Source organism: Enterobacter sp. CP102 (genome assembly GCF_025152625.1).
GTDB classification, from domain to species: Bacteria; Pseudomonadota; Gammaproteobacteria; order Enterobacterales; family Enterobacteriaceae; genus Enterobacter; species Enterobacter soli.
On sequence record NZ_CP104014.1, the window covers coordinates 1,257,849 to 1,271,536 of the forward strand.

13 protein-coding genes are annotated in these 13,688 nt (G+C 53.6%); 5 read left to right on the top strand and 8 right to left on the bottom strand.

All coding sequences use genetic code 11. From position 1 onward, the window contains the following. Window positions 1-28: 28 nt before the first annotated feature. Window positions 29-928, bottom strand: a complete 900-nt coding sequence (gene citR / locus N1249_RS05860) for a DNA-binding transcriptional repressor CitR (RefSeq protein WP_259835341.1) — start codon at window positions 926-928, stop codon at window positions 29-31. A gap of 635 nt (window positions 929-1,563) precedes the next feature. On the opposite strand from citR, the gene ahpC reads away from it, so the two are divergent. Beyond that, on the top strand, window positions 1,564-2,127 hold the full coding sequence (ahpC, locus tag N1249_RS05865; protein WP_062934976.1) for an alkyl hydroperoxide reductase subunit C: 564 nt from the start codon (window positions 1,564-1,566) through the stop codon (window positions 2,125-2,127). A gap of 186 nt (window positions 2,128-2,313) precedes the next feature. Continuing rightward, the gene (ahpF, locus tag N1249_RS05870; RefSeq protein WP_259835344.1) at window positions 2,314-3,879 is read left to right on the top strand and encodes an alkyl hydroperoxide reductase subunit F; all 1,566 of its coding nucleotides are present in this window, start codon (window positions 2,314-2,316) and stop codon (window positions 3,877-3,879) included. A gap of 59 nt (window positions 3,880-3,938) precedes the next feature. Here ahpF and uspG read toward each other — a convergent pair whose 3' ends face one another. The 3 genes from uspG to rnk all read right to left on the bottom strand — a co-directional run bounded on the left by uspG (window position 3,939) and on the right by rnk (window position 5,136). Further along, window positions 3,939-4,367 (bottom strand): universal stress protein UspG, encoded by a 429-nt coding sequence (gene uspG / locus N1249_RS05875; RefSeq protein WP_166717371.1) that lies wholly within the window; start codon window positions 4,365-4,367, stop codon window positions 3,939-3,941. Between the two features lie 130 nt (window positions 4,368-4,497). Continuing rightward, a complete protein-coding gene (yldA, locus tag N1249_RS23210; protein ID WP_280960247.1) occupies window positions 4,498-4,587 on the bottom strand; it encodes a small membrane protein YldA in 90 nt (29 codons plus the stop codon). A gap of 138 nt (window positions 4,588-4,725) precedes the next feature. Next, entirely contained in the window at window positions 4,726-5,136 is a 411-nt protein-coding gene (gene rnk, locus N1249_RS05880) for a nucleoside diphosphate kinase regulator (protein WP_259835346.1), read from the bottom strand. Window positions 5,137-5,389: 253 nt separating this feature from the next. On the opposite strand from rnk, the gene N1249_RS05885 reads away from it, so the two are divergent. The 3 genes from N1249_RS05885 (at window position 5,390) to N1249_RS05895 (ending at window position 7,777) form a co-directional block, all read left to right on the top strand. Further along, window positions 5,390-6,220, top strand: coding sequence for an alpha/beta fold hydrolase (locus tag N1249_RS05885; RefSeq protein WP_259835348.1), 831 nt, complete (start codon window positions 5,390-5,392; stop codon window positions 6,218-6,220). Between the two features lie 89 nt (window positions 6,221-6,309). Beyond that, window positions 6,310-6,930 (top strand): flavin reductase family protein, encoded by a 621-nt coding sequence (locus tag N1249_RS05890; protein WP_259835350.1) that lies wholly within the window; start codon window positions 6,310-6,312, stop codon window positions 6,928-6,930. Between the two features lies 1 nt (window position 6,931). Next, window positions 6,932-7,777: a helix-turn-helix transcriptional regulator gene (locus N1249_RS05895; RefSeq protein WP_259835352.1), complete on the top strand. Its 846-nt coding sequence runs from the start codon at window positions 6,932-6,934 to the stop codon at window positions 7,775-7,777. A gap of 3 nt (window positions 7,778-7,780) precedes the next feature. Here N1249_RS05895 and ptsP read toward each other — a convergent pair whose 3' ends face one another. From ptsP to N1249_RS05915, 4 genes are read right to left on the bottom strand one after another with little or no spacing between them, the layout of a single operon-like run. After that, entirely contained in the window at window positions 7,781-10,276 is a 2,496-nt protein-coding gene (gene ptsP / locus N1249_RS05900) for a phosphoenolpyruvate--protein phosphotransferase (protein ID WP_259835354.1), read from the bottom strand. Between the two features lie 22 nt (window positions 10,277-10,298). Next, window positions 10,299-11,339 (bottom strand): aminopeptidase, encoded by a 1,041-nt coding sequence (gene ypdE / locus N1249_RS05905; protein ID WP_259835356.1) that lies wholly within the window; start codon window positions 11,337-11,339, stop codon window positions 10,299-10,301. After that, window positions 11,339-12,424 carry an aminopeptidase gene (ypdF, locus tag N1249_RS05910; protein ID WP_259835358.1) on the bottom strand — a complete coding sequence of 362 codons (1,086 nt, stop codon included), beginning with the start codon at window positions 12,422-12,424 and terminating at the stop codon, window positions 11,339-11,341. Before ypdF ends, ypdE begins: the two co-directional genes overlap by 1 nt. A 13-nt stretch (window positions 12,425-12,437) precedes the next feature. Beyond that, complete coding sequence (locus N1249_RS05915) at window positions 12,438-13,688, bottom strand: PTS fructose transporter subunit IIC (protein WP_259835360.1); 1,251 nt, start codon at window positions 13,686-13,688, stop codon at window positions 12,438-12,440.

Sequence of the window (13,688 nt, forward strand, 5' to 3'; positions counted from 1 at the left end):
TGGCTGTGACTCTCACAGCCAGACAGCATTATTTATCGGTTATTTTCGAAATGAAGTTGGCGAAAACTGCACTGTTTAATGCAGAGCGGTTATATAGCATGTACATATTGGCGATGGGGAGTTTAAACGGCGTCTTGACTGTTCTCAGACGAAATACATCGCAATATTGGTTATACATTGCTTCAGGAATAAAGCCGACCAGATGAGACGCACCAATCATAGCCACAATTGAGAAGAAAGAGTCACTGCGGAAAGCAACATTCCTGTCGATGATTATCTGCTCTGACTCTGCCTGATAACTTTTCACACCCGGGTTATCGCTGAGATAGAGCGTAAATTTCTCGTCTTTCAACTGTTCAGCGGTGGCGAAATTGCCAATACGGGGGTGATCCTGACTGCACACCAGCACTATCGGGTATTCTGAGAAGGGAAGACATACTACTGAACGATTATTCACCGGGGATGGTGAAAAAACCAGGTCGGCTTTACGGTAGGCCAACAGGTCTTCGGCTGTATCACCGGTGAGCAACATATCGTGAAGTTCAATTTCATAATTATGCTCTTGTATCAACAAATTCATAGGATCCAGCATGGTTCCGGGAGAGAGTACCTGAGGGCAGTAGATCACGAAATTTTTCTTCAGCGAAGAGTTGTGCATGATGTTAATGGTCTGCTCCAGCTGGTTCAGGTTTTGCTCAAGATGATGATGCAGATTGACACCCACTGTGGTGGGGGTGATGCCTTTTCCTGAACGTATAAAAAGGGGATCGCTGAGCTGGTTGCGCAGGCGCTGGAGTGACTGGCTGACTGCCGAAGGTGTGATATAGAGCGTTTCTGCCGCCTTACTGATACTCAGGTGCTGGTAGATACATTCGAAGATGACCAGCAGGTTGAGATCGAATTTTTTGAGGTCGTAAAGATTTGCCATGTTTCATCCTGAGTGAGTTGCATTGCGTTATCACATCACTGATAACTATAGAACGAAGTTAACCATTTACCATCCATGTGATTAATTCGCTTAATTTAATTTGAATGTTAACTTAATATATCATGATGGCGGATTAATGAAATAGAACTTCAGCGGATATTAAGGTAATTTTATCTTTAAAACGTAAATTAAATTTGAGTAAAAATACTTTCATCTATATGTCGGCACTTAATTATCATTCATTTTTATTCTTCGTAGGTGTGGGGAACTATTCACGATAGCAACTATGTTCGATAAAACCTATCACAGCCATAGTTACGATTACCGCTTCATTGCATTGCCCTGAGCCTGCGCGGGTGGTGTAATCAAGGCGCTGTTACGTCCTTGATATAAAGGTATGTAGAGCGCAACGCAACGCCAGTGTTTCTGGCACTGAAAGTTCCTGTGGGAAGTTCAGGTAATAGGGCCGCCCACCAGGGCGGCCTTTTTACTTTGGGGCTTTTCCTCATTCAGTTCACAAGGTTGGCTTGTTCGGTTGTTAGGTATGGCTGATTGATTTGATAAAGCAAACGCATTAGCCCACTCAACGAAAGTTGGTTACCTTACATCTCAACGAAAACACGGAGGAAGTACAGATGTCCTTAATTAACACCAAGATCAAACCTTTCAAAAACCAGGCGTTCAAAAACGGTGAGTTCGTAGAAGTGACCGAGAAAGATACCGAAGGCCGCTGGAGCGTCTTCTTCTTCTATCCGGCTGACTTCACCTTCGTATGCCCGACTGAACTGGGCGACGTTGCAGATCACTACGACGAATTGCAGAAACTGGGCGTGGATGTTTACTCCGTATCAACCGATACCCACTTCACCCACAAAGCATGGCACAGCAGCTCTGAAACCATCGCGAAAATCAAATACGCGATGATCGGCGACCCGACTGGCGCCCTGACCCGTAACTTCGACAACATGCGTGAAGATGAAGGCCTGGCCGACCGCGCCACTTTCGTTGTTGACCCGCAGGGTATTATCCAGGCGATCGAAGTTACCGCTGAAGGTATCGGCCGCGATGCATCTGACCTGCTGCGTAAAGTGAAAGCGGCGCAGTACGTTGCTTCTCACCCAGGCGAAGTGTGCCCGGCTAAATGGAAAGAAGGCGAAGCAACGCTGGCTCCATCCCTGGACCTGGTCGGTAAAATTTAAGCCCGTAACGCCCGGCGGCGCTGCGCTTGCACGGGCCTACAGTATCGTAGGCCGGGTAAACGAAGTGCCACCCGGCAATCAATGGGCGCGCCCGCGCCCATTTCATTCAGCACCATGATGCAAGTTGCATTCAGGCCGCCTGTATAAGGCAGCTTGCATGATGACGTTTTAAGAGAGGGAAGAACAATGCTCGACACTACTATGAAAACCCAGCTCAAGGCTTACCTTGAGAAACTGACTAAACCTGTTGAGCTGATTGCCACGCTGGATGACAGCGCTAAATCGGCAGAGATCAAGGAACTGCTGGCGGAGATCGCCGAACTCTCAGCAAAAGTGACCTTCAAAGAAGATAACAGCCTGGCAGTCCGTAAACCGTCTTTCCTGATCACTAATCCAGGCTCAGATCAGGGGCCGCGCTTTGCCGGTTCCCCACTGGGGCACGAATTTACCTCACTGGTGCTGGCACTGCTGTGGACCGGTGGTCATCCGTCGAAAGAAGCGCAGGCGCTGCTGGAGCAGATCCGCGATATCGACGGTGATTTCGAGTTTGAAACCTATTACTCGCTCTCCTGCCACAATTGCCCGGACGTGGTGCAGGCACTGAACCTGATGTCAGTATTAAACCCGCGTATTAAGCATACGGCGATTGACGGCGGTACCTTCCAGAACGAAATCACCGATCGCAACGTGATGGGTGTTCCGGCGGTATATATGAATGGTCAGGAGTTCGGCCAGGGCCGTATGACTCTGACGGAAATCGTTGCCAAAGTGGATACCGGCGCAGAAAAACGTGCGGCAGAAGAGCTGAACAAACGTGATGCTTACGATGTGCTGATTGTTGGTTCCGGCCCGGCGGGTGCGGCGGCGGCGGTTTATTCTGCACGCAAAGGTATTCGTACCGGTCTGATGGGCGAACGCTTTGGTGGCCAGGTGCTTGATACCGTGGACATCGAAAACTACATCTCCGTGCCGAAAACCGAAGGCCAGAAACTGGCGGGTGCCCTGAAGGCGCACGTCAGCGATTACGAAGTGGATGTGATCGACAGCCAGAGCGCCAACAAGCTGATTCCGGCGGCGGTTGATGGCGGTTTACACCAGATTGAAACTGCCTCCGGCGCGGTGTTGAAAGCACGCAGTATTATCATTGCCACCGGCGCAAAATGGCGCAACATGAATGTGCCGGGCGAAGATCAGTATCGCACCAAAGGGGTGACCTACTGCCCGCACTGCGATGGCCCGCTGTTTAAGGGGAAACGTGTTGCGGTAATTGGCGGCGGTAACTCCGGCGTGGAAGCGGCAATCGACCTGGCGGGTATTGTTGAGCATGTGACGCTGCTGGAATTTGCGCCAGAGATGAAAGCGGACCAGGTGCTCCAGGATAAAGTGCGCAGCCTGAAAAATGTTGACATCGTGCTGAATGCGCAGACCACAGAAGTGAAGGGCGATGGCAGCAAAGTGACGGGGCTGGAATACCGCGACCGCGTAAGTGGCGATGTGCACAGCGTGGCGCTGTCAGGCATCTTTGTGCAGATTGGCCTGCTGCCAAACACCACCTGGCTGGAAGGGGCAATTGAGCGTAACCGCATGGGTGAAATCATCATCGACGCGAAATGCGAAACCAGCGTGAAGGGCGTATTTGCGGCGGGCGACTGCACCACCGTACCGTACAAACAGATTATCATCGCCACCGGTGAAGGCGCGAAAGCCTCCCTGAGCTCGTTTGATTATCTGATCCGTACGAAGACAGCATAATAAAAGAAAGTAAGACGACACCTGCAATACAAAAAGGCCACCGAGAGGTGGCCTTTTTTTTATCTGACAACCAGCACCGGGATGTGGGTGTGGCGGATCACGCTGGAGGCATTCGAGCCCAGCAGGTGAGTGGTAATCGATGGATTTCGTGAGCCGATGACGACCATATCCGCTTTCAGTTCATTCGCCAGCTCATTCACGGCATCACGCACGTTGCCAAATCTGACATGCGTTTTGATGCGAGCCGGGTCGATGCTGAAATGCCCCACCATGGTTTGCAAGCGCGTTTCTGCTTCGTGTTGCAGATGCTCTTCGAAACGCCGCACGTCGGCTGCAAAGCGATGCAGGCTAAGACTGGCGGAACCCGGTAAAACATGTAAAAGATGAATAACTCCGTTCTGTTGCGCCAGGAACTCCGCGTGGCGTACGGCCTTATCGCTTAGCTCCATCTCAAAAACATCAACTGGCATAATGATTCTCTGATACATACCCGTTTCTCCTTGTTTATAAACGCTAAAACCATTCAAGCACAAAATAATTGTGGTTTCTGATAGCTGTCTGGCACTTTTTCATGCCATACATTTTTTTACTGTTTGAGAGGTTAAGCAGAAGGAGGGGTTACCAGTGACGTTCAAGATAAAGCACGGCCATGACGATAATCGCCAATAAAAACAGGAAAAACAGTACGATAGCCAGTTCTTCGAGCATGACCGTCCCCGCGGCACCAAAACAGATTAAGCGTGGATTAAGGGGGTTTTGCGGGATATAAGACAAATGGGTGAATTTCGGAAAGAGGATGCGCGGGCATCCTCCGGGCAAAGCGGTGAGTCGCTTGTTCAGAAGGGATTAACGAAGGTAATCGCCGGCCGCTTCTGGCTGGTAGAGCAGTTCGAGCACTTCAAGATGCGCAGAAGCACCGCCGGGTAACTCCCAGTGGATGGTGTCGCCAGTACGCAAGCCAATTAACGCGGCGCCCACAGGTGCCAGAACAGAAAGCTGCGTGCTGCTGTCGGTCATTTGCGCCGGGTAAACCAGGGTGCGGGTACGCTCTTCACCGGTGGTCAGGTCGCGGAATTTCACCTTGCTGTTCATCGTTACCACGTTATGCGGCATCGACTCTGGCGTGCACATTTGCGCCCGATCCAGCTCAGCATTCAGTGCATCCGCAATTGGCAGTGCGGCAAACTCAGGCTTCTCAAGAAGCCTGTCGATACGTTCTGCGTCGAGTTCATTAATGATAATAGTGGGTCTGGACATTTATTACTCCATGTCGTTAATGCTGCGTGTAACGCAGAAACCAATCCAAAAGAAAACCCTCGCCGTCTGGCAGCGAGGGTTTAACTCTCCCGATGATACTCACTGCGCACGCAAGTTTGAAGTGATGAAGGTCACATTCATTGGTCATGTGAATTTTTGGCGAAAAACGTGATCACTCGCAAATTTGCATTATCCTTTTTAAGCGCCCTTATCAGGCGACAATCCGCATTCAGTGTTCCGTTGAGGAGATCTCATGAGCGATTACGACAAAATTACCTTGAAAGACGGCAGTTATTTGCATTTTAAAGACTGGGGCAGTGGGCAACCCATTGTGTTCAGTCACGGCTGGCCGCTGACGGCAGATGCCTTTGAAGATCAAATGTTGTTTCTGGGGTCAAAAGGATTTCGTGTGATTGCGCATGACCGACGTGGCCATGGCCGTTCGGCGCAGCCGTGGGACGGGCATAATATGGATCAGTACGCTGACGACCTGGCTGAACTGACGGCGCATCTTAATCTGAAAGATGCGGTGCATGTGGGTCATTCAACAGGCGGTGGGGAAGTGGCGCGCTATATTGGCCGTCACGGCACACAGCGCGTGGCGAAAGCCGTGCTGATTGGCGCTGTGACGCCGATTATGATCAAAACCGATTTCAACCCCAACGGGGTGCCGAAAGAGGTCTTTGATGGTATTCGGGAAGGCGTGGTTAACGATCGCGCGGCATTCTTCTATGAGCTGACCGCCGCGTTTTACGGTTATAACCGTCCGGGCGCGAAAGAGTCAAAAGCGGTACGTGAAAGCTTTGTGGAGCAGGGGCTTCAGGGCTCAATTAAGGCCCTGTACGACTGTATCAAAGCATTTTCGGAAACCGACCTGCGTGGCGATCTGAAAAAGATGACCATCCCGACGCTTGTGATCCACGGTGATGACGATCAAATCGTACCGATCGATACCTGTGGCCGCGTGGCGGCGGAGATCCTGCCAGACGCGCAGCTTAAGGTCTATGCGGGCGGCTCGCACGGTATCTGCACTACTCATAAGCACCAGATTAACGACGATTTGCTGAAATTTATTCAGTCTTAATTTCTGGCGGATTGCGTTACGCTGAGTGTCCTGAACCAGGGCAATGAGCGAAGCGTAATTCGTGTCTGCCCCACCAATGAGAGAGCAACATGTATTTCTACCAACCTTCTCAGGGGCACGGCCTGCCGCATGACCCGCTGAACGCCATTATTGGACCGCGTCCGATTGGCTGGATCTCCTCGTGCAGTAAAGAGGGTCAACTGAACCTCGCGCCTTATAGCTTCTTTAACTGCTTTAACTATCGCCCGCCGATCATTGGTTTTTCCAGCAATGGCTGGAAGGACAGCGTCAGAAATATTACTGAAACCGGCGAGTTTGTGTGGAACCTGGCAACGCGTGACCTGGCCGAAGCGATGAATGAAACCTCTGTCACGCTTCCCCACGGTGAAGATGAATTTACCTTTGCAGGATTAACCCCCGTTGCCAGCGAGCTGGTGAACGCGCCACGCGTGGCGGAAAGCCCGGTGAATTTTGAGTGTCGTCTGTCGCAGTGCATTCAGCTGACGGGCGCCGATGGTACTCCGGTGGATACCTGGCTGGTGTTGGGAGAGGTGGTCGGCATTCATATTGCTGAAACGCTGCTGGAAGAGGGCATTTACCAGACTGCAAAGGCGCAGCCGATTCTGCGTGCAGGCGGGCCGACGGCTTACTATTCCATTAGTGACACCCACCGCTTTGATCTGGTGCGTCCTGATGCGCGCAGAGGATAAGATGCCTGATAGTCGGCTTCCCGCCGATCAGCAGTTTTTTGCCGACCTGTTTAGCGGGCTGGTGCTGAACCCACAGCAGCTGGGGCGTGTCTGGTTTGCGCACTCACCCGCCTCGACCCCGGCCGGGAGTTTACGGCTTGAATGGCCGCGGCTCGACGTGGTGCTGCGTGGTGTTTATGGCAACCTGCTGATCCCCGAGCAAAAGGCCATCCGTCAGGGCGAAATGCTGTTTATTCCAGCGCAGGCGGTAAATATGCCGGTGTTTGAAAAGCCGGTTATGCTGTTGAGCATTGTTTTCGCACCTTCCTGGCTGGGGCTGGCGTATCAGACTCCCCACAACGAACAACCGCAGCGGAAAGTGGAGCTCCCTTATCCTGAAAAAGGCGAGTGTGCGGCTATGCTGGTGGCGCTTACGTACCTGAGTGCGTCACCGCAGGATCAGGACATCATTCAGCCTCTGGTGCTTAGCCTGCTTCACTGGTGTCGTAAAGCGGTCTCTTCACGTCCTGAGCCTGGGCTCTCGCGGGGAGATTTTCTTTACCAAAGCATTTGCAACTGGCTGCAGGACAACTATGCGGAACAGGTTTCGCGCGAAAGCGTTGCGGCATTGTTTAATATTTCCCCTAACCATTTGTCGCGCTTGTTTTCGCAGCAGGGGACGATGAGTTTTGTCGATTACGTTCGCTGGGTACGAATGGGGAAAGCGCGCACCATCCTGCAAAAATACCATCTGCCGGTAAGCGAGGTGGCGAAGCGTTGCGGTTATCCTGACAGCGACTATTTTTCCCGGCTGTTCCGACGTCAGTTTGGACTGACGCCGGGGGAGTATCGCGCGCGTTTTCAGTAGCGATCAGAAGCTGATTTCGGCGTTCAGCAATTCCAGGAGACTATGCGGTGAATCCGCTGCAAACAGGGCCTCACGAAACGCTTTATTGACCAGCTTACGTGCCAGCTGGGAGAAGACTTTGACGTGGTTAATCCCTTCCTGGGTACCAAGCGTCAGCATGATGACCAGACCGACATCACCCATATCCGACTCCCAGTCAATCGGCTTTTCCAGGCGAGCGATGCTAATGCTGGAGTGGCGGATCCACTGAGACTTAGTGTGCGGAATAGCCACCCCAAACCCGACGGCCGTCGTAACAATCTCTTCGCGCTGCCAGAGATCTTCCTCCAGCTCCAGCGGGTTTTCGGTGCGTCCCTGAATAGCCAGATTGCCGCACAGGAACTGGAGCACCTGCTCTTTTGAGGTGAGCGGCTCATTGAATACGATAGTCTCCAGCGCCAGTAACGGGCGCGAGGGTTCTTCCGGGGTAAAATCACCCAGTAACGTTTCGATTTCCTCTGCACTGCGACATTCACAGGCTTTCTCTGCGAGTTCCCGGCAGGCATCGCTCTCAAGCACGCGAAGCTGTGCTTTCACCGCCGGAATACGGGGCCCGCTCATGCTGAACTCATCAATACCCAGCCCCAGAAGAACAGGAAGATAACGGCGCTCGCCGGCAAGCTCGCCACATATCCCGACCCATTTTCCGTGGCGGTGCGCCGCGGTGACAATCTGGCGCACCATACGTAAAAACGATGGGGTGATTGGGTTATAGAGCGGGGAAACCCGGGGGTTGTTGCGATCAACCGCGTAAAGATACTGGGTCATATCGTTTGAACCAATGCTGAAAAAATCGACCTCCTCGCAGAAGTGATCGATGATAAAACAGACGGATGGCACTTCGACCATAATTCCCAACGGCAGGTGTGAGGTATGCCGTAGACCTTGCGATACCAGCTCTTCACGGACTTTTTGCAACTCTTGTTTAACCCATAAAATTTGATCGAGGCTATGTACCATCGGGATCATTAACAGCGCATTGCCGCAGGCCCCCGCGCGTAAAATAGCGCGAAGCTGAGTGCGAAAAAGATGAGCAAATTCCGGGTAGATGCGCACAGCGCGATAGCCGAGGAATGGATTCTCCTCCTGCGGAATATTGAGATACGGGATCTGCTTATCACCGCCAATATCCATGGTGCGGAAGATAACCGGTTTACCAATCGCTGAGAGCAACACCTGCTGATAAGCTTCAAACTGTTCCTGCTCGTCCGGAGCTTTATCGCGATCCATATAGAGCATTTCCGTACGAAACAGGCCAACACCCTGTGCGCCACAGGCGAATGCGCCGGGCGCCTCCAGGGCGCTGCCGATATTCGCCGCGATATCTACCGGAACGTTATCCCGGGTAAGGGCTGGCAGCCCGGCGTCTTTGATCTGCTGCTGGTGGCGAATATCCGCGAGGCGTTGCGCCACGCTGTAGTAGTGATGAACGGCCTCGTTGGGCTCCATGACCAGTACGCTACAGACCCCGTCCAGAATCACCGGTTTTCCTGTAAAGGGTTCCAGTGAGGCCACCGTCATGCTGCTCAGCACTGGAATCGAGGCGGCGCGGGCGAGAATTAAGGTGTGCGAGGTACGGCCCGTTTTTTCCAGTACCATCCCTTTCAGGTATCGGGTATCAAGGCTTAAAAACTGGCTGGGGGTTAAATCTTCCGCCACCAGAATGGTGGGTTCGGTCATGATAAAGGCAGATGCAGACTGAAGTTCAGGCCAGGTGATGTTCAGCAGCTGTTCAGTAATGTCGCGGATATCACTGACGCGCTCGCGAAGGTAGTCGCTTGCCGAGAGCGAAAGCTTATTGCAGATCTGCTCCATATTACGAATGATCGCCTCTGCAAGGCTCAGGCGTTCTTCATTCATCAGACGGCGGATGTTGCCACCGAACTCGTCATCCTGAATCAGAGACAGATGGGCGCTGATAATTGTTTTACTTTCGCCGCCCAGCCCGCGCAGGCGCTGGTTGAGTTGTTCCGCAAGCGTGGCCAGGCTGTGTTCCAGGCGAGTAATATCTTCCGGGGATGCCGGGTTCTGGCGATAACGTTGCAGGTTATCGCTCTGCCAGCCCCGCAATGTACCGGCGCCAATACCACTGGCCAGCGTGATGGCGTGATGAAGCTGCGGGTTAAGCCGCACGAGTGAGCGGGGAAGGGGATGCGCAACGTGCGGCGCATCGCCAGAGGGAATACTGTCGCTGTCGATAAATGCTGAATTGACGTACAGCTCAAGCGCGCGTCTGGCCTGCTCTTCGTCGCTACCGCTGATTTCCAGCACGCAGCTGTCGTTAAACAAGGTGCCTGTACTGATCAGCGCCAGCGAACTTTTGCCATCGGCGTGGGTGTTGAGCCGTTTATTGATAAAGCGAATATCGCTGCGCCACGCGCTGCACTGCTCTTTTAACGCCCAGGCCGGACGGGCGTGCAGGCCGTTGGGCAGTGGGCAGAAAAACTCAATCGAAAGCATACTTCCTCCTGACTGCGTGAGATCAGCATCTGAAATCCGTCAGATGAGTCACGGTCTCACGGTTCATACATGCCGCCAGAGCGACAAGCAGTTGATGGGTGCGGTCAATGTCTGTTTCATCGGCAATGGATGCCGCACAATGCCCGTGTCGGGTCGGGGGGCCCAGCACCACGGTTGGCACTCCTGTGCCGGAGAGGTGCACCGCACCGCCGTCGGTTCCACCGTTGCTGAACATATCTTTTTGCAGCGGGATCCCTAAAGGACGCGCCACCTTTTCAATGAACGCTGTCAGTTTTGGCGGCGCAATAAGCGTCTTGTCATACAGCACCAGCATCGGCCCTGCGCCAATCTGGCGGTGATTTGCGTTACCATAATCAAAGTTTTTTGACCAGCAGGCGGTATCGAGCACCAGCGCGATATCGGGACGAACGACCCGGGTAGCGGTCTGCCCCCCGCGCAAGCCCACTTCTTCACTGGAACTTGCTACCAGCCAGAGCTCACAGTCGAGCGGAGCCCGGTGCAGTTCGCGCAGAAGGGTTATTAACAGGTAACAGCCCAGACGGTCATCGAAGGCTTTGCCCATCACCCGATTGTGGGGAAGGAGGTGAAAAGGTGTATCAAAGGTGACGGCATCGCCCGCATCAATGCCAGAGGCAAACACCTCTTCCGCTGAGGTTGCACCAATATCGACGCGCAGGTTTTCGACCGTACTGCCTTTCACATCCCCATCCAGCAGGCCATGAATTTTGACACCAGCACGCGTGGTGATCCTTACCGGCTGAAGTGCGCGCGCCATCATGCGGACGTTGCCAATTGGCAGGACATCGATAGCCCCTTCCCGGGAAATGCTGCGCACCATAAAACCGACTTCATCCATATGGGCGCAAATCATCACCTTCGGTCCGTTGCTCTGGTTAACGCGAATAAGGACGGAGCCGAGGCCGTCAAACTGCACCTCTTTGTGGTACTTATGCGCTTGGGTAATCAGGATGTTGCGCACCTCCTGCTCTGAGGCGGCAATGGCATCGGCTTCGCTCAGTGCACGTAGCAATTCTCTGTCCATCAGTGTTCCCCCGTCAGCATCAGCGCTTTGTTCATGGTGTAGAGCACCTCAGCGCCCGTTTCGGTCACCAGAACCACATCTTCAATTCGCACACCGCCCAGCCCTTCAATGTAGATGCCGGGTTCGACGGTCAGCAGCATACCGGGCCGCAGGCGTGTAGTATCGGTTAGAGAGAAACGCGGGTTCTCATGAACATCGATGCCGATGGCGTGCCCGGTATTGTGACCAAACTGCGGGCCGTAACCGGCGCGCTCAATGACCGAGCGTGCCGCGCTATCAACCTGATGGCAGGGAACGCCCGGGCGAATCGCATGGATTGCGGCGAGTTGCGCCTCCAGAACGGTCTGGTAGATGGCATAAAGCGGATGATCCTCTGGACTCTGGTTTAGACCGGCGACAAGGAACGTCCTCGTCATATCCGAGCAATATCCCTGGTGTTGGGCGCCAAAATCGAGGGTGACAAGCTCTCCGGCCATTATCACTTTGTCAGACGCTTTCCCGTGCGGCAGCGCACCGCGTGCCCCGCTGGCAACGATAGTGTCAAACGAGGGTTTATCCGCCCCCTGCTGTTTCATAAACCACTCCAGTTCGGCGGCAACGTCGCGCTCGCGCATTCCCGGCTGGATAAAGCGCCGGATATGTTGCGCGGCGCTGTCGGCAATCCGGCAGGCCGCGCGAATATGCGTGATTTCCTCTGCGCTTTTTATTTGCCGCAGATCGTCGAGGGAGATACTGCAAAGCGTCGCATTAAGCGCATCTCGCCACTGGCAGCCCGTGTGCCAGCTGACGTGATCGCCTTCGAAGCCGATGAGGGTGAGGTGTTCATCAGCAATAAGACGATTTATCACGGCGCTAAACGGGTTAGCGGCATCGATCAGATGCATCTGATAGCCCGCCGTGCGCGATGCGATATCGTTGTAATAGCGGAAATCCACAAGAATATGCGCGCCCGTACGCGTTACCAGCACGTAGCCTGACCCGGTTGAGATACCGAGATGAGGCTGTTTGTTCTGACGCGAGGAGATCAGCACGCCATCCAGTTTTTCTGCTGCCAGCCAGTCGCGAAGCCTTGTCAGTAAATCCATTTCGTTAACTCCCTTACAGCGTATCGATGGTGAGTTTTCCGCGCTTATGCATGTTATTGCGGATAGCCACCACCAGCAGGGCAGTAATAACGGCCCCCACCAGGATGCTGAGCATATAGGCACCTAAATTCGTCACCAGCGGCCACGCCCAGATGGCAGATTCCGGGAACCACTGAACGGCACCGAGTGCCGTCGCGGTCATTGCTCCGGCGATAGCACCAGTCATGTAAGCGGGCAGCGTAGCGAGCGGGTTTTCCAGCAGGAACGGAATTGCCCCTTCGCTGATCCCCATAAAGGCGAGGAACATAGCGGTTTTCCCCTGCGGATAGAGCTGCGGGCTGAACAGGCGTTTGCCGGTCAGACGGTGGTCGATAAGCGTTGCCAGACCCAGGCCAATCGGCGGAATGACGATGGCCACGGCGCGTGAGGTAATCGGCAGGACGTGATCGGTGGTTAATCCCAGACCAACAAAACCAGCCGCCTTGTTGATTGGCCCGCCGAGGTCAATTGCGGTTGCGGCGGCCATGCCAATGGCATACATCATCGAACCGGCCTGGCCTGCGGCGAGCAGCAGGGCACGCATTCCGGCGTTTAACCAGCCGCCAATTGGGGTGATGACGTAGTACATCGCCAGCATCACAAACAGTGCGGACAGAATAGGGATCAGGAAGGTGCTTTTGAAGGCCAGCAGATACTGTGGCACGTTAATGCGGGTATTCAGCCATTTCACCAGATAGCCTGCCGCAATCGCAATAATCAGCGCACCAATAAAGGTGGACGGAACGGGTTTGGTGGCAAGCCAGGTGAGTTTTTCAGGATCAAAGTTCAATACCAGCGTTGGCTGAGTGGCGACCAGACCGCCAATAAACCCGGCCGGGAAGGCCAGCTTACCACCGATGGAGTTAGCAACAAACGCCGAGAACATCGGGATCGCAAAACTAAACAGCAGCCCGCCGAACGATTCAGTCAGATACCCGAATTTTAATACGGAGAGGTTAAAACCAGTGAATTTGCCTGAGTTCAGCGCATCCATAATGCCGGTATCCGGCGGAATTTCCAGCCAGACATAGGCGATAAGTTGTGAAATGGCGAGGATCACCCCGCCCATAATCAGCGTTGGCACCATGCGGGAAATCCCCGACATAATGTGCTGTGGAAGCTCTTTCCAGAATGTATTGCCTGTTACCGTGGGCGTTGATTTGATGGCGAGCGTACCACCTTCATGACTTTCCGGGCGAACCGCACTGCGTTTTTTAATTGCCAT